Origin of the sequence: Variovorax sp. RCC_210 (assembly GCF_041355175.1) — a bacterium.
In the GTDB taxonomy this organism is placed as follows: domain Bacteria; phylum Pseudomonadota; class Gammaproteobacteria; order Burkholderiales; family Burkholderiaceae_C; genus Variovorax.
This window is the reverse complement of the sequence record NZ_JBFUPJ010000022.1, coordinates 90,773-115,238: the sequence shown is the minus strand read 5'-3', so window position 1 is coordinate 115,238 and position 24,466 is coordinate 90,773. Positions and strand designations below refer to the sequence as shown.

Sequence of the window (24,466 nt, the reverse complement as noted above, 5' to 3'; positions counted from 1 at the left end):
CCCCTGCCCTCCCCCAGAGGGGGAGGGAGCAACAGCCGGAAACGGAGGCCTTCAAATGAGCGCCGTGCTCCAAGCCCCCAAGGCCCCCACACCAAGCCGCCTCCTCAAGTTCGCACGCGGCACCCTCCGCTGGGCCGAGCGCGGCATTGGCATCGTGCTGTTCCTGCTGCTGTGGGAAGCGCTGCCGCGCCTCGGCGTGGTGAGCGACGCCTACCTGAGCCCGCCCTCCGCGGTGCTCGCCGCCATCGGCCAGCTCATCGACAACCACCAGCTGTGGAAGCACGTGGCCGCCAGCCTGCAGCGCTCGCTGTGGGGGCTGGTGCTCGCCAGCGCGGCGGGCGTGGTGCTGGGGCTGCTCATCGGCGGCTTCAAGCGGCTGGCCGCCATCGTCGACCCGGTGCTGCAGCTGTTCCGGCAAACGTCGGCCTTCGCGCTCTTCCCGGTGTTCATCCTGTTCCTGGGCATCGGCGAGCTGTCGAAGGTGGCGATCATCTTCTGGGCGTCTTTCTGGCCGGTGCTGCTCAGCACGGTGAGCGGCGTGAAGCAGGTCGACCGGCTGCTGGTCAACTCGGCCCTGTCGATGGGTGCGTCGCGCAGCTTCATCTTCTTCAAGGTGGTGCTGCCGGCGTCGTTGCCGTCGATCTTCACGGGCGTGCGGCTGGCGGGTGCGTACAGCATCACGGCGCTGGTGGCGGCGGAGATGATCGGCGCGCACTCGGGCCTTGGTTTTCTTACGCTGAACTCGCAGGAAACCTTCCAGATTCCGACCATGTACGCCGGCATCCTGATGCTGGCGGTGCTGGGCCTGCTGCTGAACTACCTGCTGGCGCTGCTGGAGCGCAGGCTGCTGCGCTGGCGCCAGGGGTTGAGCCTCGATGAGTGACGCAGCCACCGACCCGCGCGCCCGCAAGCAGGCCACGCGCGCTGCGGCAGGCACGCTCGTGCTTGCCGCCGTGGCGCTCGCGGTGCTCGGCGGCATCGGCAGTTCATGGGCCTTCGCGGACCCGGCCGATGCGCGCCTGCCCGCCTCGCTGACGTGGCTGCGCCTGCTCGACACATCACCCCCGCTCACCAGCCTGCCGAAGGGCCCCGTGCTGGCGCGCGCACAACAACGCGGCGAACTGCGCGTGGGCGTGCGCCGTTACCCGCGACCTGCGCCGCCCGAGTCGCCGACCCCGCCCGAGCCCGACGCCTTCGACGCCACGCTGGCGCGCCAGCTCGCCGATTCGCTCGGGCTGAAACTGAAGCTGGTCGGCCTCGCAGCCGAAGAGCGCGAAGCCGCCTTGCGCGATGGCCGCATCGACCTGCTCGTGGCCGGCGTTGCAGACGCCGCGGCACCGCAACCCGGCATCGCCGCGGCAAAGGGCAGCTACGACAGCGGCCGCGGCCAGGTGGTGGCGCTGCGCCGTGGTCGTGTGCAGGACGAGGCAGCGTTGCGCGGTGCCTCGGTCTGCGTGGGCGAAGGTTCGGGCTACGCGGGCGCGGTGGCGCAGCGTTACGGCGCGCAGCCGCGCAGCTACCCCTCGTCAGTGCACGCGGCCTCGGCCTTCATGGCCGGCGAGTGCGCGGCACTGGCCGACGACGGCGAGGTATTGCAACGGCTCATGCGCAACGAGGAGTGGCGTTTCTACAAGACGTTGGCGCAAGGCCTGCCCCTGGGGTCGGACGCGACGGTGCGGCTGGCCGAAGGGGATGCCGTGTCGCGCGACTACGTCGCCGCGGCGCTGCGCCGTTGGCACTCGGACGGCACGTTGGAGAAGGCGCGCAGCGCGCGGGCGGGCAATCTGCAGTTCGAGATCACGCTGTTGAAGGACGGGCTGGTTTGTCATTCGTGAGGCGCAGGGTTTTGTTTGATGTTTGTGTTCGGGGCGTGTGAACAGGCCGCCGGTGAACCGCGATCAACCACTGCACCGCACAACGATCACGCCGGTGGGGTAGCCCTTTTCGAGAGATAAAGGAGGAGGCCGAAGGCCGGGGGACATTCGAGAAAAGGGCTACCCCGCCGGCGTGATCGCACCCTGGAAAAAGCGGCCGTCGCACATACGCAGACGCCCCCGCATATCCATAGCCGCATTTCTTCTTTGGCGGCCTCAACGTGCGCAACCCACACTCTGCAAACGAACGGGACCACCCCGGTGTTCCACGCAGAGACAACGCACACCCCACCACAGACCCAATGAACTTCCAGCAATTGCGTTCCGTGCGGGAGACCGTGCGCAGCGGCTTCAACCTGACAGAGGCCGCGCAAACGCTGCGTGCCTCGCAGTCCGGCGTGAGCCGGCAGATTCGCGACCTGGAACAAGAGCTGGGCATCGAGCTCTTCGTGCGTTCGGGCAAGCGGCTCACCGGGCTGACGCCGCCCGGGGACCACCTGTTGCCGATCATCGAGCGCGTGCTTGCCGAGAGCCGCCATCTGCAGCAGGCTGGTCACGCGTACCTGGCACAACAGCAGGGCGTGCTGTCCGTGGCGGCCACGCATTCGCAGGCGCGCTATGCCTTGCCGCGCGCGGTGCAGGAATTTCGTTTGCGCTTTCCGGGGGTGCGGCTGCATCTTCACCAGGGCTCGCCCAAGCAGGTGGCGCAGATGCTGCAAGACGGCGAGGCCGATGTCGGCATCGCCACCGAGGCGCTGGCCGATCACTCGCAACTTCTGGCACTGCCCTGCCGCTGTTGGCGCCACGTGGTCATCGCGCCGCTGGCGCACCCGCTGCTGCGCGCGCAAGGGCCGCTCACGCTGGAGCAACTCGCCGCCTGGCCGCTCATCACCTACGACAACGGCCTGACCGGCCGCTCGCGCATCGACGACGCCTTCGCGCGCGCCGGCCTCGCGCCCGAGATCGTGCTGGCCGCGATGGATGCGGACGTCATCAAGACCTACGTGGCACTCGGCATGGGCGTGGGCATCGTGGCCGACCTGGCCTGCGACCCCGAGCGCGACACGCAACTGGGCACGCTCGACGCGGGCCACCTCTTCGGCGTGAACCAGACCAAGCTCGCGGTGCGCCGTGGCGGCTACCTGCGCAGCTATGTGTATGCCTTCATCGAGTGCTTCGCGCCAGACCTGCCGCGCCCGGCGATCGAGCTGGCCGCGGCGGCGGCGAACGACGCCTGAATCCCGCACCCGGGTGCTGGACTGCAACCTGCGGGAGCGGTTTCGCGACCAGCCCGCGTTGTTCGAGCGCACGGCGGAGTTCTGCTTCAAGTACGACGCGCCGGGCTGAACGGCCCGCACGCCAAACGAGTTTTGCGCATATGCACATGCGCAATGGGCGCATGCGGAGGACGCGAACTTTCCTAGCATTCGGGCTACTGCATCGCGCTGAAGACGCCCCACCATGTCCTTCCCGACCGACACCCTCACCCGCCCCACGCCCCCGGTCACGCCCACCGGTGCAAGCGAACTTTCCACCAAAGGCTTCCGCATTGCGCCCATTGCCGCATCGCTGGGCGCCGAGGTCACGGGCCTGGACGCCACGCGCCCTTTGCGCGCCGACCAGGTGCTGGCGCTGAAGCGCGCGCTGCTGGAGCGGCATGTGCTGGTCTTCAAGCGACAGCAGCTGGACGACGCGCAGTTCGAGCGCCTGGCCAGCTACTTCGGCAGCGTGTTCCGCCCGCCGGCCAACGTACCGGTGCTGGGCTCCGACCCGTATGGCGGCAACACGCCCGACATCGTGCACGTGTCGAACCTGGCCGGCGGCGTGCTCGGACACGACGAACTGGCCGCGCATGCCGACCACCACTGGACGCCGGTGCCCTCGTCGGGCTCGCTGCTCTACGGCATCGAGGTGCCGTCCGAAGGCGGCGACACCACCTGGTTCAACCTGGCGGCCGCATGGGACGAGCTCGACGCCGGCACGCAGCGCGAAATTGCCGAGCTGAAGCTCATCACCTACAACCCCTTCCTGCGCAAGCTCAAGCCGCTGACCACCGGCTTTCCGCTGTACCGCACGCCCGACATCGAGCCGCTCACGCCCTTCGAGGTGCACCCGCTGGTGCGCACGCACCCCGACAGCGGCCGCCGCATCCTGCACCTGGGCGAGAAGACCGAGGTGGAAATCGTCGGCGTCGAGCCGCAGTACGGCGCCGCGCTGGTCGCCCGGCTGCGCAAGCACCTGCTGCAGCCGCGCTTCGCGTACACGCACCGCTGGTCGGTGAGCGACATCGTGTACTGGGACAACCAGGCCACGCTGCACGCGCGCAGCGCCTTCGACAACGGCGAGCGCCGCCTGCTCAAGCGCATCAGCCTGTCGGGCAGCCGCCCCTACTGAGCGACGCCGAAGCCACCGAATACGCGAACACGCGCGGCCCGCCAGGGCCGGCGCGCGCAACCCCGCATGGCCCCTCGCCGCCCCATCCTGCTGAACGCGTTCGACATGAACACGGTCGGCCACATCTCGCACGGCCTGTGGCGCCACCCGCGCGACCGCTCCACCGAGTACAAGCGCCTGCCCTACTGGCTCGACCTGGCGCGCACGCTGGAGCGCGGCCTGTTCGACGGCCTGTTCCTGGCCGACGTGACGGGCGTGTACGACGTGTGGGGCGGCAATGCCGACGCCGCGCTGCGCGACGCCATCCAGCTGCCCATCAACGACCCGGCGGTGCTGGTCGGTGCCATGGCGAGCGTGACGCGCAACCTGGGCTTCGGCATCACCGCCACCATTTCCGCCGAGCAGCCGCACGCCTTCGCGCGGCGCATGTCCACGCTCGACCACCTGAGCGAAGGCCGCATCGGCTGGAACATCGTCACCGGTTTTCTCGACAGCTCGGCGCGGGCGCGCGGCGACACGGCCACCGCCGGCCACGACCAGCGCTACGACCGCGCGGACGAGTTCATGGACCTGGTCTACCGGCTGTGGGAGTCGAGCTGGGACGACGACGCTGTACTCGCAGACCGTGCGAGCGGCATCTACACAGACCCGGCGAAGGTGCGCGCCATTCACCACGAAGGCGCGTTCTACAAGCTCGATGCGGTGCACCCTTGCGAGCCGTCGCCGCAGCGCACGCCGCTGCTGTTCCAGGCCGGCGCCTCGGCGCGCGGCACCGCGTTCGCGGCCCGCCATGCGGAAGTGGTGTTCGTGCCCAACCAGGGATTGAAGGCGACCGCCGCGGTCGTGCACAAGCTCAAGGCCGCGATGGCCGAGGCCGGCCGCGATGCATCGAGCGTGCGCTTCGTCACCACCTTGCAGGTGGTGCCCGGCCGCACCGAAAGCGAAGCCCGCGAACGCTACGAAGACTACCGCCGCTACGCCCGCCCCGAGGCCGGGCTGGTGCAGTTCTCCAGCGCCATCGGCACCGACCTGTCGCGCCACGGCCTGGACGACCCGGTCACGGGCGGCAGCGCCGACGCCATCCAGAGTTCGGTCGCCTCGCTGCAGCGGCACAGCGCCGCGCTCACGGTGCGCCAGCTGCTCGCGCAGATGCCGCTGGGCGGGCGCCACACGCCCGTGGTCGGCACGCCCGCGCAGATCGCCGACGAGATCGAGGCCTGGGTGCAGGAGGCCGGCGTGGACGGCTTCAACCTGGTGCGCACGGTGAGCCCCGAGGGCCTCGAGCATTTCGTCGACCTCGTCGTGCCCGAGCTGCAGCGCCGCGGCCTGCACAAGCGCGCCTATGCCGAAGGCAGCTGGCGCGAAAAGATCTTCGGGCGCGCCAGCGTGCGCCCGCCCGCCGTTCAGTCGGTCAAACAGCAACCCACCCCGCCATGAGCGCCCACCTGATCAAGACAGACGCCGAAGCCCTCGACGTCGCCCGCGCGCTGGCCGCCGAGTTCGCGCCGACCGCCTCCGAGCGCGACCGCGAGCGCCGGTTGCCGCATGCCGAGGTCGAGCGCTTCTCGGCCAGCGGCCTGTGGGGCATCGCGGTGCCGCGCGCCTTCGGTGGCGCGGCGGTGTCGCACGTGACGCTGGCGGAGGTCATCGCATTGATTTCCGAAGCCGACCCCGCGCTCGGCCAGATTCCGCAGAACCACCATTGCCTGGTCGATGCGGTGCGCCTCATCGGCAACCCGGCGCAGCAAGACTTCTTCTTTCGCGAAGCATTGGAAGGCAAGCGCTTCGGCAATGCCGTGTCGGAAAGCGGCACGCCCAATGCCAAGGTCGTGACCGCGCGCCTGACGAAAACACCGGAGGGCTTGCGCCTGAACGGCCGCAAGTTCTATTGCACGGGCGCGCTGTTCGCGCACTGGGTGCCGGTCGCGGCCAAGGACGAGCAAGACCAGCAGGTGCTGGTCTACGTGCGACGCAACGCCCCAGGGCTGGAAGTGATCGACGACTGGAGCGGCTTCGGCCAGCGCACCACCGCCAGCGGCACGGTCACGGCCGAGAACGTGGCGGTCGACGCACTGCAGGTCTTCCCCCGCGCGCAGCTGTTCGACCCGCCCACCATCCACGGCCCCTTCGCCCAGATCCTCCATGCCGCCATAGACCTGGGCATCGGCCGCGCGGCCATGGCCGACCTGCGCACATGGGTGCGAGACCGTGCGCGCCCCTGGCCGGACAGCGGCGTGGCACGCGCGGCGGACGACCCGCTCACGCTGGCCAAGCTAGGCGAACTCGTCATCCGGCAGCACGCCGCGGAGGCGCTGCTGGAGCGCAGCGGCCGATACCTCGACTCGGCACGCGAGCACAGCACGCCCGAGCGCGTGACAGAGGCCTCCATTGCCGTGGCGGAGGCCAAGGTGGTGACGACCGAGTTCGCGTTGCGCGCAGCCACGACGCTGATCGAGCTGGGTGGCACGCAGGCCACGCTGGCCGAGCACAACCTGGACCGCCATTGGCGCAATGCGCGCACGCACACGGTTCATGACCCTGTTCGATGGAAGCCGCATGCCATCGGCAACCACTGGTTGAACGGTGCTACGCCTCAGCGGCACGCATCTTTGTGATGTGCTCGTTCTTTGACGTCTGTTGTTCGGGGCGCGATCACGACGGCGGGGCAGCCCTTTTCTCGAATGTCCCCCGGCCTTCGGCCTCCTCCTTAATTTCTCGAAAAGGGCTACCCCACCGTCGTGATCGTTGTGCGGTGCGGTCGTTGATTACAGATCACCCGCTGCGTGCCCAGGTGAACAGGGCGTCGGGTGCTTCCCGCAGCGAAATTAAGGAGGAGGGGCGCAGCCCCGGGGGACATTCGCGGAGGGAAGTACCCGGCGGCCTGTTCACACGCCCTGAACAACAGCGCTGAACCCCAAAACCCAATTCACAGTTTCCAAAGAGAGTTCCAAATGGACCGTCGCAGCTTCATCCAACAGAGCACCGCCTTCGTCTCGGTAGGCGCCACCGGCGCCATCGCCACGACGGGCCTGGGCCTGCCGCTTTCGGCGTTCGCACAGTCACGAAAGGAAACCGTGCGCGTGCTGGCCGAAGGTGCGCCGAATTCGCAAGACCCGCATGGCGAAGGCGTGAGCCGCGAATCGCTGGGACTTTTCACCAATGTGTACGACCGGCTCATCAACTTCGACCGGGTGCAGGTGTCGCCGGGGGTTTTCAAGTACGACTATGGGCGCTTTCGCGGTGAACTGGCCGAGAGCTTCGAGCAGTCGGCGGACGGCCGCACGCTGACCTTCAAGCTGCGCCGCGATGCGACCTTTCACGACGGCAAGCCCGTGACCGCCAACGACGTGAAATGGTCGCTCGACCGTGCGGTCTCCCTGCCGGCCAGCAAACGGCAACTGGCCACCGGCTCGCTGGAGAACCCTGCGCAGTTCAGCGTGGTGGATGCGCACACCTTCCGCATCACCCTGCCGCGCGCCGACCGCTACACGCTGCCCAACCTGGCGCTGTTCTTCGCGTCGGTGCTCAACGCTGAACTCGCGCGCTCGCATGCCACCGCGGCCGACCCCTGGGCTGCGGAGTGGATCAAGGCCAATGCGGCGGGCGGAGGTGCCTACCGCGTCGAGAACTTCACGCCGGGGCAACAGGTCATTTATGCGCGCTTCGACGGCTGGAAGAGCGGCGCGCTGCCGCAGGTGCGCCGGGCGGTGTTCCAGGTCGTGCCATCTGCCTCGAACCGCGTGGCCGCGCTGCTGAAGGGCGATGCCGACGTCGCGTTGCAGCTGCCGCCCAAGGACCTCGATGCGCTCACCGACACCACGCGCGCCAAGGTCGTGTCGGTGCCAGTGACCACCAGCTTTCGCTTCGTGGCCTTCAACACGCAGGCCAAGCCCTTCGACGACGTGCGCGTGCGCCAGGCCATTGCCTACGCCCTGCCTTACACCTCGCTGCTGCGCGGCGCCAACCTGGGCCGCGGCGAGCCGCTGTACGGCGCAAAGTCGGCCAAGCCCACGGGCAGCCGCTTTCCACAGCCCTATCCCTACGAAACACAACTGCTGCGTGCGCGCGAACTGCTGGCGCAGGCCGGACTGGCCAAGGGCTTCAAGACCAGCTTCAGCTACAACGTGGGCGACGCCACGCTGGCCGAGCCCGCCGCGTTGCTGATCCAGGAGGCGCTCGGCAAGATCGGCATCGAGCTGAGCATCGAGAAAGTGCCCGGCGCGCAATGGGGCACGCTGCAGACAGAAAAGAAGCTGCCCTTCTTCATCGACAGCTCGTCGGCCTGGTTCAACGACCCCGACTACTTCTTCCGCATCTTCTTCCAGGGCGACTGGCGCTGGAACTTCGGCTCGTTCAAGAACGACGAGCTGGCCAAGCTGGTCGAGCAGGCGCGCTGGGAAACCGACCGCGCCAGGTACGACCGCGCCATCCAGCGCGCCATCGAAATCGCGTTCGACCAGGTGCCGCTGGTGCCGCTGTGGCTGCCGTCTTTCGAGGCGGCGCTGCAGCCCGACCTGCAGGGCTTCACTTACTACATCCACGGGCAGGTGGACTTCCGCCCCCTCGCGCGCGGATGAGCATCGGCGTGGCCACGGGAGCGAACTTCGCGGCGCGCATCGGCGCCCGGGTGCTGGCGACGCTGCCGGTGCTGCTGGGCGCGGTCGTCTTCACCTTCCTGCTCACGCACGTGCTGCCCGGCGACCCGGCGGCGTTCCTCGCTTCGGGGCCGAGCGCGGGGCCTGAAGAAATCGCGCAGATCCGCGCATGCATGGGCCTCGACCAGCCGCTGCCCACGCAACTGTGGCACTACCTGTTGGCGCTGGCGCAGGGCGACTGGGGCCAGTCGCACACCACCGGCCAGCCGGTGTGGACCGACCTGCGCCAGCGCCTGCCCGCCACGCTGGAGCTCACCTTCGTGGCCTTCGCGCTCACGCTGGCCGTCGCGCTGCCGCTGGGCGCGGCCGCGGCGCTGCGCCCGCGTTCGGTGTGGGACCGGGCGTGCACGCTGCTCACGGTCGGCGGCAGCTGCATGCCGACCTTCGTCATCGCGCTGCTGCTGGTGTACGTCTTCTACTTCCTGCTGGGCTGGGCGCCGGAGCCGACCGGGCGCATCGACGCCATGCTCGCGCCGCCGCCCACCGTCACGGGCTTTCTGCTGGTGGACGCCACGCTCGCGGGCCAGTGGGAGGCGCTCGCGTCGGCCGCGGGCCGGCTGCTGCTGCCGGCGGTGGCGATGGCGCTGTTCTCGCTGGCGCCGGTGGCGCGGCTCATGCGCGCGTCGTTGCTCGGCGTGCTGCGCAGCGACCCGGTGCGCACCGCGCGTGCGCTCGGGCTGCCGCGCCGCGCGGTGCTGGCGAGCGCGCTGCACCTGGCGCTGCTGCCGGTGGTCACGGGGGCAGGCATGGTGTTCTCTTACATGCTGAGCGCCAACGTGGTGATCGAGAAGGTCTTCGCCTGGCCCGGCATCGGCAGCTATGCGCTCGACGCGCTGCTGGCCGCCGACCACGCACCGCTGCAGGGTTTCGTGCTGCTGGTGGCGTTGCTGTTCGTCGGCGTGAACCTGGCGATCGACCTGCTGCACGCGCGCATCGATCCGCGCGCGGGGGCGCAGGCATGAGGGCGCGGCGGCCATGGGCGCATGCCAATGCGGTGCTCGGCCTGCTGCTGCTCGCGCTGTTCCTGCTGGCGGCGCTGCTCGGGCCGGCGCTGGCGCCTTTCGATCCGCTGGCGACCGACGTCATCGCGCGCCTGCAGCCGCCCGGCGCCGCGCACTGGTTCGGCACCGACGCGCTGGGGCGCGACCTGTTCTCGCGTGTGCTGGTGGCGACGCGGCTCGACCTGGGCATGGCGGCGGGCGCGGTGGTGCTGTCGCTGCTCGCGGGCAGCGCGATCGGCGCGTGGTGCGGCTTTGTCGGCGGCCGGCTCGACCGATGGACCGGCAGGCTGGTCGATGTGCTGATGGCCTTCCCCCTGTTTGTGGTGGCCATGGCGCTGGTCGCGGCCTGGGGCAACAGCGTGGCCAACATCGTCTACGCGACGGCGCTCATCAACCTGCCCTTCTACATCCGGCTGGCGCGCAGCGAGGTGGGCGTGCGGCGCAACGCGGGATATGTGCTGGCCGCGCGGCTCGGTGGCGCGACAGCGCCGCGCCTGCTGTTCGGCGTGCTGCTGCCGCACGTGTTGCCGATGCTGGCGGTGCAGGGCTCCATCAACCTCGGGTGGGCGCTGCTGAACGGCGCGGGCCTGTCGTTCATCGGGCTGGGCGTGCGGCCGCCGACGGCGGAATGGGGCGTGCTGGTGAGCGAAGGCGCGCCGTACATCATCACGGGCCAATGGTGGCTGGCCTTTTTCCCCGGGCTGGCGCTGTTCGCGGCGGTGGGCTGCTTCACGCTGCTGGGCGATGCGCTGCGCGACCTGCTCGACCCGCGCGGCGCCGCGGAGGCCGCGGCATGAGCGCGCCGATGCTCGAGGTCGACGGCCTCACGCTGCGCTTTCGCACGCCTTCGGGCCTGGTGAACGTGCTCGACAACGTCGGCTTCACGCTGCAGGCCGGCGAAACGCTGGGGCTGGTCGGAGAAAGCGGTTCGGGCAAGTCGGTCACCGCGCTGGCGCTGGCCGGCCTGCTCGATGCGCGCGCGCAGGTGCAGGCGCGCACGCTGCGCTTTCAGGGGCGCGACCTGCTGAACAGCGGGGGCGAGCCCGACCCGGCGGCATGGCAAGGCCTGCGCGGGCGCCGCATCGGCTTCGTGTTCCAGAGCTCACGCCGCGCGCTTCACCCGCTGAGGCCCATCGGCGCGCAGTTGCAGCAGGTGCTGCAGGTGCACCGCGGCCTGAAGCCGGCCGCGGCGCGGCAGGAGGCGCTCGCGTGGATCGAGCGCGTAGGCCTGAGCGACCCGGCGCGCCGCTTCAAGGCCCATGCACACGAGCTGTCGGGCGGCCAGTGCCAGCGCGTGATGATCGCGCTGGCACTGGCCGGCGAGCCCGAGTTGTTGATTGCCGACGAGCCCACCACCGGCCTCGACGTGAGCACGCAGGCGCGCGTGCTCGACCTGATCGCGGAGCTTTCCGGGCTCGCGCGCGAGCGGCGCCTGGCCACGCTGCTGATCACCCACGACCTGGCGCTGGCCGCGCAACGCTGCGCGCGCATCGCGGTGATGCATGCGGGCCAGCTGGTCGAGACGCTGCCTTCCGCCGGCCTGCGCGACGGCGCCGCCCACCCCTACACGCGCCAGCTGCTGCGCGCCACACCGCAGTCGGCCGCCACGCTGGAGGCGCTGCGCAGCGTGGACGGCACCCTGCCCGACCTGACGCGCAACGACCTGCCCGCCTGCCGCTTCGCCGAGCGCTGCGACAGGGCCGAAGCGCGCTGCGGCGCGCAGGCCGCACCGCTCACGCGCCTCAGCACGCACCTCAGCACGCGTTTCGGCGCGCCGCACGCGCTGGCCTGCTGGCATCCGGTTCAAGTCTTTCACCCACCGCTTCCCATCGCCGCATGACCCACCCTCTCACCCCTTCGGACACCGGCTCGGACACCGACCCCGGCTTTGCCGGCCTCTGGCGCGCACGCTACGGCGAGGGCATCGCGCCCGCGCCGCCGGCCGCGCCCAACCCGGTGCTGCAGGCGCTGCTCGCGCACCGCTCCGTGCGCGCCTTCGACCCTGCGCCGCTGGACCCCGGCACGCTCGAGTGGCTGGTTGCCGCGGCGCAGTCGGCGCCCAGCTCGTCGAACCTGCAGACCTGGAGCGTGGTCGCCGTGGAAGACCCTGGGCGCAAGGCGCGCCTGGCCGAGTTCGCGGGCGACCAGCGCCAGGTGCGCGAGGCGCCGCTGGTGCTGGTGTGGCTGGCCGACCTGGCGCGGCTGCGCGGGCTGGCGGAACAGGCGCAGGTGCCCATCGAGGGCGCGGACTACCTCGACTCGTCGCTCATGGGCGTGATCGATGCGGTGCTGGCCGCACAGAACGCCGTGGTCGCCGCGCAATCGCTCGGGCTGGGCACGGTGTACCTGGGCGCCATTCGCAACCAGCCCGAGCGCGTGGCACAGGAACTGGGGCTGCCGCCCGGCGTGTTCGCGGTGGTGGGCCTGTGCATCGGCCGGCCCGACGCCGCGCGCCCCGCCGCGGTGAAGCCGCGCCTGCCGCAAAGCGCGGTGCTCTCGCGCGAGCGCTATGCGCAGCCCGAGGCGCAGCAGCACGTGCGGCGCTACGACGACACCATGCAGTCTTTCTATGCCGCGCAGGGCATGCCGGTCGCGCGCTGGAGCGAGCATTCGCTGGCCCGCCTGCGCGGCCCCGAGCAACTGCGCGGACGCCACCGGCTGGTCGAGGCGCTGCAAGCCCAGCGCATCGGCCTGCGCTGAAGGCACCCGCATGGCGCAGCGGCCCCTGCTGGAAGTGCACGACCTGGTGGCGCGCTACGCACTGCCCGGCGTGCCGTCGTTCGGCGGGCTGGTCACGCAGCGGCGCTGGCTGCAGGCGGTCGACGGCGTGAGCTTCACGCTCGCGCGCGGCGAGGCCGTGGGGCTGGTCGGCGAATCGGGCTGCGGCAAGTCGACGCTGGTGTCGCTGCTGGCGCGGCTCGCCGACCCGGTGTCGGGGCGCATCGTGTTCGACGGCATCGAGCTGGCCGACCACCCTGCAGCACATGCTGCGCAAGCGCCGTGGCGGCACCGCGTGCAGATGGTGTTCCAGGACCCGCACGACAGCCTGGACCCGCGCAAGACCGCGTTCGATGCCATCGCCGATCCGCTGCGTTCGCTGCGCGGGCTGAAGGGCGACGCGCTGCGGCAGCGGGTGCTCGACGTGGCGCAGCGCGTGCAGCTGGGCGCCGACCTGCTGCAGCGCCGCCCGCACGAGCTTTCCGGCGGGCAGGCCGCGCGCGTGGGCATCGCGCGGGCGCTGGCACCCGAACCCGAGCTCCTGATACTCGACGAGCCCACCGCGGCGCTCGACGTGTCGGTGCAGGCCGGCGTGCTGGCGCTGCTCGACCGGCTGCGGGGCGAGCTGGGCCTGGCCATCGTGTTCGTCTCGCACGACCTGGGCGTGGTGCGCCTGCTGTGCGAGCGCGTGCTGGTGATGCGCGAAGGCCGCATCGTCGACCAGGGACCGGCGCGCGAACTGCTCGACCGGCCGCGCCATGCGTACACCGCGGCGCTGGCGGCGGCGATTCCGCGCTTTCCAGAGCGTGCGAATTCCTAGCGCTTGCTGGTGCGTGCCAGTGCCTGCGGGTGTGCCTAGTGCGAGCCCTGCATAAGCAACAGCCAAACCCTTCTTTGGCAAGCCCGCGGCCCGCGCGTAGCCTGCGGCGTTCCTTCTTCCACCGCGTCGAACACCAAGGAACCCGCAGATGAACGATCGATTGAACCGCGTGCACGCCTCGCGCTCCGCCGCCGTCAAGGCCGGCCTCGACCATCCCGTGATCGACACGGATGTCCACGTCAACGACTTCGCGCCTGTACTTGAAGACTACGTGGCGCAGTACGGCGGCAACAGGCTGGTCGACGCGCTGCGCAAGGCGCTGGGCGGGCGCTTCGTCACGCGCAACGGCGGCGGCAAGGACTGGTACCAGCAAAGCGCCGAGGAGCGCCAGTTCCATCGCACGCTGCGCGCGCCCTGGTGGGCCCGCGTGACGCGCAACACCTACGACCTGGCCACCTACACCCTGCCCGCGCTGCTGCACGAGCGCCTGGGCGAGCAGGGCTCGGACTACTCCATTCTTTTCCCCAACGACGTGCTCTCGCCCGCCGCGGCCGGCAGCGAGTATCGCCAGCCGCTGCACCGCGCCATCAACCACTTTCACGCCGACCAGTACCGGCCCTACGCGGACCGCCTGACGCCGGTGGCGGGCATTCCGCTGCACACGCCGCAAGAAGGCATCGAGGAGCTGGAGTTCGCGGTGAAGACGCTGGGGCTGAAGGTGATCAACATCGCCGGCGGCGTGCGCCGGCCCATTCGCGCCATCGCCGAGAAGTACCCGGCCGCCGAGCACCCCGACATCGCGAAGCAGGTGGGCTACATCGACTTCTACGGCATCGACAGCGAGCACGACTACGACCCCTTCTGGGCCAAGGTGGTGGAGCTGGGCGTGCCGGTGACCACGCACTACGGCAGCCAGGGCTGGACCGGGCGGCAGTCGACCAGCAACTACATGAACAACCACATCGGCCACTTCGCCGACGGTTCGCAGGCCTTTGCCAAGGCGCTGTTCTTCGGCGGCGTGACGCGACGCTTTCCGGGCCTGCGCGTGGGCCTGCTCGAAGGCGGGGCCGATTGGGGTTCGCACGTGTACACGCACCTGGTCGACCGCTGGGAAAAGCGCAACAAGCACGCGGTGCGCAACTACGACCCGGCCGAGGCCGACATCGAGCTGCTGGCCTCGCTCTTCGAGCAGTACGGCGGCGACTTCGTCAAGGGCCGCACGCTCGACAAGACCACGCTGCTGCGCGACAGCCTTGGCATTTCGGCGTTGCCGCACAGCCGCGAGCCGAACGAATCCGAAATCGACGACTTCGCGCTCGCGGGCATCGAGAAGGTCGAAGACATTCGCGACCGCTGGGTGAACAACTTCTACTTCGGCTCCGAGGCCGACGACCGCACCGTGGCCGCCGCCTTCAACACGCGGGTGAACCCGCTGGGCGTGAAGATCAATGCCATCTGGTCTTCGGACGTGGGCCACTGGGACGTGCCCGAGTTCACCGAGCCCCTCGCCGAAACCTGGGACCTGGTGCAGCAGGGCGTGATCTCGCCGGAGGACTTCAAGGCCTTCGTCTTCGGCAACCCCCACCGCTTCTACACCGAGGCCAACCCGCGCTTCTTCGAAGGCACCGAGGTCGGCCGCAAGCTGGCGCTGAAGGAAGCGAAATGAACGGCACCACACGGTTCGCGCGCTGGGCCGCGACGCTCGCACTGGCCCTTGCCGCATCGGCCCTCGCCGCGTCGGCCCATGCCGCGCCCGACACCATCCGCATCGGCGTGGCCTCGGCCGGCGGCGGCGACCCGGTCACCTTCGGCGGTTCGCCCGGCGGCGTGGCGCGCAGCAACAACTGGCTGGAGGACGAGTTCAAGGCCTCGGGCATCAAGGTCGAGTGGCTGTTCTTCAAAGGCGCGGGGCCGGCGGTGAACGAGGCGCTGTCGAACAAGCAGATCGACTTCGCCTACCAGGGCGACCTGCCGCAGATCGTCGGGCGCTCCAACGGGCTGAAGACCAAGCTGCTGATGGTGAGCGGCGCGCGCAACAACCTGTACCTGGTGACGCCGCCCAAGTCGGACATCGCATCGGTGAAGGACCTGAAGGGCCGCAACGTGTCGATCTTTCGCGGCACCAACGGCCACCTGGTGGCCATCAACGTGCTGGCCGAGGCGGGCCTGGCCGAGCGCGACGTGAAGGGTGTGAACCTGGACGCGGGCAGCGCGCAGGCCGCGCTGGTGTCCAACGGCGTGGACGCGGCCTTCGGCGGCTACGAGTGGTTCAAGGTGCGCGATTCGGGGCTGGCCAAGGTGGTCTATTCCACGCAGGGCAAGAACCCGGCGCTCACGCGCCAGGCCTCGCTGCTGGTGCGCAGCGAGTTCGAGCAGGCGAACCCGGCCGAGGTGCAGCGCGTGGTCGATGTGTTCGTGCGCGCGGCGCACTGGTCATCGGAAGAAAAGAACCGCGACGAGCTGTTCCGCATCTGGGCGCGCAGCGGCACGCCGGTGGCCTCGTGGGCGGCCGAGTTCGACCAGCAGCCGCTGGCCGTGCGCAACTCGCCGCTGGTCGACGAGTTCATCGTGGCACGCTACAAGGCCGTGGTGGCGGACGCGCTGAAGCTCAAGCTGATACGGCGCGAAGTGACGGTGGACGACTGGTTCGACACGCGGTATTTGAAAGCGGCGTTGAAGAAGCAGGGGCTGGAGAACTACTGGACGGCGTTCGATGCCAAGGGGCAGGCGAAGACGGGCCAGTCGGTCGCGGCGAAATGAGCGCGTTGTTGCTTGGTCCTCTCAAGCTCGGGCGGGGCCCCTCGCGTTGTTCCCTCTCCCGCTTGCGGGAGAGGGCTAGGGTGAGGGCCGGGGCCTTCGCACAAGCACCGCGTCGGCGCGTGCCGCTGACCCTCACCCCAGCCCTCTCCCGCTCGCGGGAGAGGGAGCAAGACTGCGCGGTGCCTCCGTCCCACTTGCCGCGAACGGAGCAAGACACATGAGCGCCGAGGCCGAACTGTCCGCCGTCCTCGAGCGAGACAACGCCCCACCCACGCGCCCCCCGCTGCCCTGGCGCCGCATCGCCGCCCGCACCGTCGACACCGCCCTCCCCTGGCTCCTTCCCCTCGCCCTCGTCGCCCTGTGGTTCACCGGCGCCGAGCAAGGCTGGATTTCCCCGCAGGTCTTGCCCCCGCCGCAGTTCGTGTGGGAGACCCTGCGCGACCTCGCGCTCAACGGCGACCTCTGGCTGCACGTGAGCACCAGTTTCACGCGCGTGGGCGTGGGCTTTGCCATCGGCACTTCGCTGGGGCTGCTGCTGGGCTCGGCCATGGGCCTGTCGCGCAGCGTCGAGGCCTACTTGCTGCCCAGCTTCAACGCGCTGGTGCAGATACCGGTACTGGCATGGCTGCCCTTCGTGCTGCTGATCGTGGGCATCGGCGAGCCGCTGAAGTACATCCTCATCGCCAAGGCCGCGATGGTGCCGGTGGCGCTCAACACGCTGCAGGGCTTTCGCCAGACGCCGGTGGCGCTGCGCGAGGTGGGCCAGGTGTATGGCTACAGCCGTCGCCAGCAGGTGCTGGAAATCGTGCTGCCGCATGCGGTGCCCACGCTCTTCACGGGCGTGCGGCTGGGCTTCACCAAGGCCTGGCTGTCGCTGGTGGTGGTGGAGCTGGTGGCGTCCAGCGAAGGGCTGGGCTACCTCATCGTGTACGGCCGGCAGCTGTTCCAGCTCGACCTGGTGATGGCGGCGGTGATCGTGGTGGGGGCCATCGGCTATGCCATCGACCGGCTGCTCGACCGCCTCGAGGCGGTGGCGAACCGGCACCGGCCCGGAGGCGCGCAATGAGCGGCACCCCGCGCGATAGTGCAAGAGACGCCGCAGAGCTGGCCGCGGTGCAACCGCTGCGCCCGGCCGACAGCAGCCGCTGGCGCGGCTTCGTGCTGCCGGTGGCGGCCATCGCGCTGTGGTGGCTGCTGTCGTCGCTGGACATCGCCAACTCGGCGCTGCTGGTGTCGCCGGCCAAGGTGTTCGACACCGCCGTCGACCAGGTCGTGACCGGGCGGCTCTGGCGTGCGCTGAGCGCCAGCCTGCTGCGCGAGGCCACTGGCTTCACCATCGGCACGCTGGCGGGCCTGCTGCTGGGGGCGCTGCTGGGCCTGTCGCCGCTGTTCAACCGCATCGTGGGCCCGAGCTTCAACACCTTCAAGCAGATCTCGCTGTTCGCGTGGATTCCGCTCATCTCTGTGTGGTTCGGGCTGGGCGACGTGGCCAAGGTGGTGTTCCTGTCGCTGGCCGCGCTGGTGCCGGTGGTAGTGAACACCTGCGACGGCATCCGCACCGTGCCGCCCGGGCTGCTGGAAGTGGCGCGGGTGTACGGCTTCACGCGCTGGCAGACCGTCACGCAGGTGGTGCTGCCGGCGGCGCTGCCGGCCATCTTCACGGGCGTGTACCTGGCGCTGATCTATTCGTGGCTCGCGACCATCGGCGCCGAATACCTGCTGGTGGCCGGCAAGGGCATCGGCAACACGCTGATCGAGGGCAGCGAGCATTTCCAGATGGACCTGGTGATCTTCGGCATGGTCGTGATCGGCACCGTCGGCTGGCTGATGAACGCCGCCGCACGCGCGCTGGAGCGCCGGCTGGCGCGCTGGACCGGCCGCGCGAACTGACACAACACATCCCCGGCACCCCCGACATTCCCGGCATCCTCCAAACGGTCACCCACGGTCACCCCATGAGCACTCCCCTGAACCCCCCGGCCTCCAACGAGCTCGACATTCGCGGCCTCGGCAAGCGCTACACCCACGCGCAGGCCACCAGCGGCGAGATCCAGGTGCTCGAAGGCATCGACCTGCACGTGCCCGAAGGCCGCTTCGTGAGCATCGTGGGTGCGAGCGGCTGCGGCAAGTCGACGCTGCTGCGGCTCATCCTCGGGCTGGACACGCAGTACGAAGGCCGGATACTGCTCGGCGGCCAGCCCATCTCGGGCACGGGGCGCGAGCGCGGCATCGTGTTCCAGGACCACCGGCTGTTCCCCTGGCTCACGGTGGCGCAGAACATCGCGGTCGGCCTGCGCAACGCGCCGTACACCGCGCGCGAAAAGGCCGAGCTCGTGGCCGAGCATGTGGCGCTGGTGGGCCTCGAAGGCTTCGAGCGCTCGTGGCCGCACCAGCTTTCCGGCGGCATGGCGCAGCGCGTGGCCATCGCGCGCGGTCTGGTCAACCGGCCGCGCGTGCTGCTGCTGGACGAACCCTTCGGCGCGCTCGACGCGCTCACGCGCTCGCGCCTGCAGAACGAGCTGCAGCGCATCTGGCAGAAAGAACGCATCACCATGCTGCTGGTGACGCACGACGTGGAAGAAGCCGTGTTCCTCGGCGACCGCGTGGTGGTGATGCAGCCATCACCCGGGCGCATCCGCCGCACGGTGGACATCGACCTGCCGCACCCGCGCAACCGCAGCGACCCCGAGTTCATTCGCCTGCGCGACGACGTGCTGGGCGACTTCATCGACAGCGGGGCCGACGCGCGGGCTGCACGACATTCGCCGCCGCACAAGCCGCAAGGCGGGTTGCCGGTGCCGGTGCCGGTGCCGGGCCTGCCCGCCGGTCTCCAGCTGGCGTGGTGAGCGACACCTCCTCTTCGTCTTTTCTCTTCTTCAGGACCGACCGTCATGACCCAACGCAAGGGCCCCTTCAGCCTGGGCGCCTTTCTCTATCCCAGCGGCCACCACATCGCGGCCTGGCGCCACCCCGACTCGAAGGCCGACGCGGGCATCGACTTTCATCACTACGTCGAGCTCGCGCGCGCGGCCGAGGCCGCGAAGTTCGACCTGGTCTTCCTGGCCGACGGCGTGGGCACGCGCGGCACCGACGTCGACTTTCTGAGCCGCACCGCGCACAGCTACCAGGCGCAGTTCGAGCCGATCACGCTGCTGTCGGCGCTGGCCGCGGTCACGCAGCGCATCGGCCTGGTGGCCACCGCGTCGACCAGCTTCAACGAGCCGTACCACGTGGCGCGCAAGTTCGCGTCGCTCGACCACATCTCGGCCGGGCGCGCGGGCTGGAACCTGGTGACCTCGTCGAGCGAGCACGAGGCGCGCAACTTCAACCGCGACACGCACTTTGCGCACGCCGACCGCTACGAGCGCGCCGGCGAGTTCGCCGACGTGGTCACCGGCCTGTGGAACAGCTGGGAAGACGACGCCTTCCAGCGCGACAAGGCCTCGGGCCGCTTCTACGACCCGGCCAAGCGGCATGTGCTCGAGCACAAGGGCAAGCACTTTTCGGTGCAGGGGCCGCTGAACGTGTCGCGCCCGCCGCAAGGCCACCCGGTGGTGGTGCAGGCGGGCTCTTCAGAGGCGGGCAAGGAGCTGGCCGCGCGCACGGCCGAAGCCGTGTTCACCGCACAGCAGACGCTGGAAGACGCCGTGGCGTTCTACGCCGACATCAAGAGCCGGCTCCGCAAGTACGGCCGCGCGCCGGAAGACCTGAAGATTTTGCCGGGCGTGTTCCCGGTGGTGGGCCGCAGCGAGGGCGAGGCGAAGGAGAAGTTCGAGCAACTGCAGTCGCTGATCGACCCCGTGGTCGGCCTGGCGCTGGTCTCAGGGCTGACGGGCGGCTTCGACCTGTCGGAGTACCCGCTGGACGGGCCCATTCCGCAGCTGCCCGACACCAACGCGAGCAAGAGCCGGCAGCAGCTGATGATCGACCTGGCGCGGCGCGAGAACCTCACCATTCGCCAGCTCTACCAGCGCGTGGCCGGCGCGCGCGGTCACTGGCAGCTGGTGGGCACGGCCGAGCAGATCGCCGACCAGCTCGAAGAGCGCTTCGTGCACCACGGCGCCGACGGCTACAACATCATGGCGCCCACGCTGCCCGGCGGGCTCACCGACTTCATTGCGCTGGTGCTGCCCGAGCTGCGCCGGCGCGGGCTGTTCCGCAGCGAGTACGAAGGCCGCACGCTGCGCGAGCACCTGGGGTTGAAGCGGCCGGCGCATCCGGCGGCGGCCGCGGCGGGCCGCTGAGGCCTCAGCGCGCCGAAGGCGTCAGCTCGCGCACCAGGTCCACGAACGCGCGCAGCCCGGCGGGCACGTGGCGGTGGCCGGAGTAGTACAGGCTCAGGCCCGGTGAAGGCGGTGTCCAGTCTTGCAGCACGCGCACCAGCCGCCCTGAAGCCAGGTGGTCGGCCACCGCCCAGTCGGGCACGTAGCCGATGCCCATGCCGTTGACCGCGGCGCGCACGATCAGCGTCTGGTTGTCGAGCGTGAGCGCGCCGGGCACCTCCACCTCGAAGACCTCCCCGTTCCTTTCGAACTCCCAACGATAGAGGGCCCCCGCGGCGAGCCGCGCGCGAATGCAGCTGTGCGCGGCCAGGTCGTCCGGATGCGCAGGCCGCGAACGCCCCTCGAAGTACGCGGGCGAGGCCACCACCGCGTGGCGCAACGGGGGGCTGCAGGCCACGGCGATCATGTCATGCGGCACGTTCTCGGTGAAGCGGATGCCGGCGTCGAAGCCCGCCTTCACGATGTCGACCAACCGCCCTTCGGTCACGAGCTCCACAGCCATGTCGGGGTAGCGCCGCAGGAACTCCCCCACCACGGGCACCAGCACCAGGCGCGCCGCGCCCTCCGAGGTGTTGATGCGCAGCGTGCCCACGGGCTTCTCGCGAAAGGCGTTGGTCGCGTCCATGGCCGCGGCCAGCTGCCGCAGCGCGGGGCGCACCCTGTCGAGGAAGTCTTCTCCGGCCTGCGTCAGCGCCACGCTGCGCGTGGTGCGGTGGAACAGCCGCACGCCCATCTGTGCTTCGAGCCCCGCGACCGACTGGCTCAACGCAGAGGGCGAAACGCCCAGCTCGGCCGCCGCCTTGCGAAAACTGCGGTGCGCCGCCACGGCCACCACGCCATCGAGTTCAGACAGGCCGTTTCGCTTCATGCACGCTCCATTGTTCAGCTTGGCTTATCAAGCTGTGCCAAATTATGGATCTAGTCGAATCAATGAGGCCCGCCTAGAGTCCGCTCCATCGACATGGAACGCTCGTTTGCACGGGCGAAGGAACTGAAGAAATGACCGCCTTCGACAAGGAACAACTCTCATGAACCCAGGTGACTTGTGCCTGGTGACCGGCGTGAGCGGCTACCTGGCATCGTGGATTGCCAAGGACCTGCTCGCGCGCGGCTTTCGCGTGCGCGGCACCGTCCGCTCGCTGGCGGACACAGAGCGCTCCGCGACCCTGGCGCGGCTGCTTCCCGGCATCGAGCTGGTGGCCGCCGACCTGCGGCAAGAAGACGGGTGGACGCAGGCCGTGGCCGGGTGTGCCTGGGTCTTCCACGTGGCGAGCCCGCAGGCGGTCAAGGCGGAGCGGAAACGCACCGCCGGCGCGCTGAGCGGCACGCGCCACCTGCTGAGCGCCGCGTTCGCGGAGCCCTCGGTGCGCAAAGTGGTGGTGACGAGCTCGGAGGCCGCCATTGCCTACGGGCACCCGCGCAGCCAGCGCAGCGTGAGCGAAGACGACTGGACCGACCTGTCGCAGGTGGGCGCCGGCGCGGACTACTTTCGCAGCAAGACGCTGGCCGAGCGCCTGGCCTGGGAGCTGGCCGCCGACGCCCGCGTCAACCCGCGAAAGGTGCCCCTGGCCACGGTCAACCCCTGCCTGATCCTCGGGCCCTCGCTCGTGCCCTGGGGGCGCTTCAGCCTGCAGTTGCTGAGCGACATCGCCACCGGAAAAATGCCGCTGCTGGTGGACATGACCGTTCACATGGTCGACGTGCGCGACTGCGCGCGCATGCACGTCGCGGTGATGGCCGATGCGTCCACCGACGGCAGGCGCCAGTTCTCGTTTGCCACGCAGGCCAGCTTCGCGGACCTCACGCGCAGCGTGGCGCGGCAGTTCGGCGCGCTGGGCTTTCGCCCACGGGCACGCGTGGCGCCGCAGTGGCTGGCCTGGCTGCTGTCGAAGCTGTCGCCGGCCATGCGAAGCATCTACAGCCATGTGGGCAACCCGATCCGCTACGAAGCGAAGAACCCCGGCGTCTATCGCTACGAGCATCGCGACGCGGACGCCATCTTCAAGGCCAGCTTCGAGAGCATCCTGGCGCACCGCTGGCTTGCCGCGAAGGCCAGCGCACAGGCCGTCGGGCACCCGGGGCGCTGAGCGCGCGGCGGCGGCTGGCTCGCTTCGGTGAGTTCAGCGCGTCAACCGCCGCGCCAGCGACTCCCCCACGAACTGCACCAGGCTCACCAGCAGGATCAGCAGCACGATCACCATCAGCATCACGCTGGTGTCGAAGCGCTGGTAGCCGTAGCGGATCGCCAGGTCGCCCAGGCCGCCCGCGCCCAGCGCGCCGGCCATGGCCGACGAGCCGATCATGGCCACCACGGTGAGCGTGAAGCCCGCGATGAGCCCCGGCAGCGCCTCGGGCAACAGCACGTGGCGCACGATGTCGCGGCGGTGGCAGCCCATGGCCTGCGCGGCCTCGACCAGGCCCTTGTCTACGCTGCGCAGGCTCACCTCCGACACGCGCGCGAAGAACGGCGCCGAGGCCACCGTGAGCGGCACCGCCGCCGCCCACACGCCGATGGTGGTGCCCACCACCAGCCGCGTGAACGGAATGAGCGCCACCATCAGGATGATGAAAGGCGTCGAGCGGAACATGTTGATGACCGCGCCCAGCACGCGGTTCAGCCGCGCGGCCTCGTAGATGCCGCCGGGCGCGGTCGTGACCAGCAGCACGGCCAGCGGCAGGCCGATGAACAGCACGATGAGCGCCGAGACCGACACCATCGTCAAGGTTTCGCCGATGGCGGCGATGAACAGGTCAAGCAGCGCCATCGCGCACCCCCATGATTTCGATGCGGTCCGCCACGCCGCGAACGGCTTCGCGCACGGCGACCACGTCGGGCAAGGCGGTGCTCACGGCCACCAGCAAGCGGCCTTGCGGGCGTGACTGGATGCGGTCGATGCCGCCGTGCAGCAGCTGCACGCCGCCCTGCAGCACCTGCGCGAGCCGGCCCAGGTCGGGCTCCTGGCGAGATTCGCCGGTGAAGTTCAACGCCAGTAAAAGGCTGCGCGCGGGCGACAGCCGCGTCGCGTCGTCGACCTTGCCCAGCCCTTCGAGCAGCTCCTGCGGCACGTCGTGCAGCAGCGGGCGCAGCAGCGCGCGCGTGGCCTCGCTGCGCGGGTCGCCGAACACGCGCCACACCTCGCCCAGCTCGACCACGCGGCCCTTTTCCAGCACGGCCACGCGGTCGCAGATCTCGCGGATCACGGCCATCTCGTGCGTGATGAGCACGATGGTCAGGCCCAGCCGGCGGTTGATGTCGCGCAGCAGCGCGAGGATGGACTGCGTGGTCTCGGGGTCGAGCGCCGAGGTGGCCTCGTCGCACAGCAGCAGCTCGGGGTCGTGCACCAGCGCGCGCGCAATGCCCACGCGCTGCTTCTGGCCGCCCGAGAGCTTGCCGGGGTACACGTCTTTCTTGTCGCCCAGGCCCACCAGGTCGAGCAGGTGCGCCACCTTCTTGGCCACCTCGTGCGGCGACAGCCTGGCCACCTGCAGCGGCAGCGCCACGTTCTGCCACACCGTCTTGGACGACAGCAGGTTGAAGTGCTGGAAGATCATGCCGGTGCGCCGGCGCAGCTGCACCAGCTCGCGCTCGGCCAGCGTGTTCACGTCGATGCCCTGCACCAGCACGCGGCCCGCGCTCGGGCGCTCCAGCCGGTTGATGGTGCGCAGCAGCGTCGACTTGCCCGCGCCGCTGCGCCCGATGATGCCGAAGACCTCGCCGTGCTCGACGCGCAGGTCGATGTCCTGCAGCGCGGTGACCACGGTGCCGGTGGCGCCCTGGTACTGCTTGCCGAGCCGCTCGAAGACAAGCGGGGGCGCCAGTGCCTCAAACGGGTCAAGTGGCTCAAGTGAATCGGGTGGCTCGGCCACCCGGTGAATGTCCGACAGGTCTGTCATGCGATGCGGCTCTTTCTGCCAAGCCGGAACCGGCTGAAAGGGTACGGATGCTATCGACCGCACCGCC

Annotated in this window: 22 protein-coding genes; 19 read left to right on the top strand and 3 right to left on the bottom strand. The window is 69.9% G+C overall.

Translation table 11 applies throughout. The annotated features are described in order from the left end of the window. Positions 1-55: 55 nt before the first annotated feature. From AB6807_RS37050 to AB6807_RS36965, 18 genes are all read left to right on the top strand, one after another. The gene (locus AB6807_RS37050) at positions 56-883 is read left to right on the top strand and encodes an ABC transporter permease (RefSeq protein WP_371088489.1); all 828 of its coding nucleotides are present in this window, start codon (positions 56-58) and stop codon (positions 881-883) included. After that, the gene (locus tag AB6807_RS37045; protein ID WP_371088488.1) at positions 876-1,835 is read left to right on the top strand and encodes a transporter substrate-binding domain-containing protein; all 960 of its coding nucleotides are present in this window, start codon (positions 876-878) and stop codon (positions 1,833-1,835) included. The genes AB6807_RS37050 and AB6807_RS37045 overlap by 8 nt, the downstream gene beginning before the upstream one ends. A gap of 341 nt (positions 1,836-2,176) precedes the next feature. After that, the gene (locus AB6807_RS37040) at positions 2,177-3,112 is read left to right on the top strand and encodes a CysB family HTH-type transcriptional regulator (RefSeq protein ID WP_371088487.1); all 936 of its coding nucleotides are present in this window, start codon (positions 2,177-2,179) and stop codon (positions 3,110-3,112) included. Between the two features lie 223 nt (positions 3,113-3,335). Continuing rightward, positions 3,336-4,268, top strand: coding sequence for a TauD/TfdA dioxygenase family protein (locus AB6807_RS37035; protein WP_371088486.1), 933 nt, complete (start codon positions 3,336-3,338; stop codon positions 4,266-4,268). Between the two features lie 66 nt (positions 4,269-4,334). Continuing rightward, positions 4,335-5,705, top strand: a complete 1,371-nt coding sequence (locus AB6807_RS37030) for an LLM class flavin-dependent oxidoreductase (RefSeq protein ID WP_371088485.1) — start codon at positions 4,335-4,337, stop codon at positions 5,703-5,705. Beyond that, the gene (locus AB6807_RS37025; RefSeq protein WP_371088484.1) at positions 5,702-6,883 is read left to right on the top strand and encodes an SfnB family sulfur acquisition oxidoreductase; all 1,182 of its coding nucleotides are present in this window, start codon (positions 5,702-5,704) and stop codon (positions 6,881-6,883) included. Before AB6807_RS37030 ends, AB6807_RS37025 begins: the two co-directional genes overlap by 4 nt. Positions 6,884-7,219: 336 nt before the next feature. Beyond that, complete coding sequence (locus tag AB6807_RS37020) at positions 7,220-8,845, top strand: ABC transporter substrate-binding protein (protein ID WP_371088483.1); 1,626 nt, start codon at positions 7,220-7,222, stop codon at positions 8,843-8,845. A gap of 8 nt (positions 8,846-8,853) precedes the next feature. Next, entirely contained in the window at positions 8,854-9,885 is a 1,032-nt protein-coding gene (locus AB6807_RS37015; RefSeq protein WP_371088482.1) for an ABC transporter permease, read from the top strand. Then, the gene (locus tag AB6807_RS37010; RefSeq protein WP_286516452.1) at positions 9,882-10,721 is read left to right on the top strand and encodes an ABC transporter permease; all 840 of its coding nucleotides are present in this window, start codon (positions 9,882-9,884) and stop codon (positions 10,719-10,721) included. Before AB6807_RS37015 ends, AB6807_RS37010 begins: the two co-directional genes overlap by 4 nt. Then, positions 10,718-11,764: an ABC transporter ATP-binding protein gene (locus AB6807_RS37005; protein WP_371088481.1), complete on the top strand. Its 1,047-nt coding sequence runs from the start codon at positions 10,718-10,720 to the stop codon at positions 11,762-11,764. Before AB6807_RS37010 ends, AB6807_RS37005 begins: the two co-directional genes overlap by 4 nt. Then, positions 11,761-12,624, top strand: coding sequence for a nitroreductase family protein (locus tag AB6807_RS37000; protein WP_371088480.1), 864 nt, complete (start codon positions 11,761-11,763; stop codon positions 12,622-12,624). The genes AB6807_RS37005 and AB6807_RS37000 overlap by 4 nt, the downstream gene beginning before the upstream one ends. A gap of 10 nt (positions 12,625-12,634) precedes the next feature. Continuing rightward, entirely contained in the window at positions 12,635-13,462 is an 828-nt protein-coding gene (locus AB6807_RS36995; protein ID WP_371088479.1) for an ABC transporter ATP-binding protein, read from the top strand. 148 nt (positions 13,463-13,610) lie between these two features. Beyond that, positions 13,611-15,128, top strand: a complete 1,518-nt coding sequence (locus tag AB6807_RS36990) for an amidohydrolase family protein (RefSeq protein ID WP_371088478.1) — start codon at positions 13,611-13,613, stop codon at positions 15,126-15,128. Next, complete coding sequence (locus tag AB6807_RS36985) at positions 15,125-16,222, top strand: ABC transporter substrate-binding protein (protein WP_371088477.1); 1,098 nt, start codon at positions 15,125-15,127, stop codon at positions 16,220-16,222. Before AB6807_RS36990 ends, AB6807_RS36985 begins: the two co-directional genes overlap by 4 nt. Positions 16,223-16,439: 217 nt before the next feature. Then, positions 16,440-17,288 carry an ABC transporter permease gene (locus AB6807_RS36980; protein WP_371088476.1) on the top strand — a complete coding sequence of 283 codons (849 nt, stop codon included), beginning with the start codon at positions 16,440-16,442 and terminating at the stop codon, positions 17,286-17,288. Next, the gene (locus AB6807_RS36975) at positions 17,285-18,112 is read left to right on the top strand and encodes an ABC transporter permease (protein ID WP_371088475.1); all 828 of its coding nucleotides are present in this window, start codon (positions 17,285-17,287) and stop codon (positions 18,110-18,112) included. The genes AB6807_RS36980 and AB6807_RS36975 overlap by 4 nt, the downstream gene beginning before the upstream one ends. A 65-nt stretch (positions 18,113-18,177) precedes the next feature. Next, positions 18,178-19,068 carry an ABC transporter ATP-binding protein gene (locus AB6807_RS36970; protein ID WP_371088474.1) on the top strand — a complete coding sequence of 297 codons (891 nt, stop codon included), beginning with the start codon at positions 18,178-18,180 and terminating at the stop codon, positions 19,066-19,068. A 45-nt stretch (positions 19,069-19,113) separates the two neighbouring features. Next, complete coding sequence (locus tag AB6807_RS36965; RefSeq protein WP_371088473.1) at positions 19,114-20,466, top strand: LLM class flavin-dependent oxidoreductase; 1,353 nt, start codon at positions 19,114-19,116, stop codon at positions 20,464-20,466. A gap of 4 nt (positions 20,467-20,470) precedes the next feature. On the opposite strand, the gene AB6807_RS36960 is transcribed toward AB6807_RS36965, so the two are convergent. Continuing rightward, positions 20,471-21,373 carry a LysR family transcriptional regulator gene (locus tag AB6807_RS36960; RefSeq protein WP_371088472.1) on the bottom strand — a complete coding sequence of 301 codons (903 nt, stop codon included), beginning with the start codon at positions 21,371-21,373 and terminating at the stop codon, positions 20,471-20,473. A gap of 160 nt (positions 21,374-21,533) precedes the next feature. Between AB6807_RS36960 and AB6807_RS36955 the strand changes: the two genes are divergently transcribed. After that, positions 21,534-22,592 carry an NAD-dependent epimerase/dehydratase family protein gene (locus tag AB6807_RS36955; protein ID WP_371088471.1) on the top strand — a complete coding sequence of 353 codons (1,059 nt, stop codon included), beginning with the start codon at positions 21,534-21,536 and terminating at the stop codon, positions 22,590-22,592. A 33-nt stretch (positions 22,593-22,625) separates the two neighbouring features. Here AB6807_RS36955 and AB6807_RS36950 read toward each other — a convergent pair whose 3' ends face one another. Together AB6807_RS36950 and AB6807_RS36945 are read right to left on the bottom strand one after the other, a co-directional pair. Next, on the bottom strand, positions 22,626-23,270 hold the full coding sequence (locus AB6807_RS36950) for a methionine ABC transporter permease (protein ID WP_286516467.1): 645 nt from the start codon (positions 23,268-23,270) through the stop codon (positions 22,626-22,628). Then, a complete protein-coding gene (locus AB6807_RS36945; protein ID WP_371088470.1) occupies positions 23,257-24,399 on the bottom strand; it encodes a methionine ABC transporter ATP-binding protein in 1,143 nt (380 codons plus the stop codon). The genes AB6807_RS36950 and AB6807_RS36945 overlap by 14 nt, the downstream gene beginning before the upstream one ends. Positions 24,400-24,466: the final 67 nt, after the last annotated feature.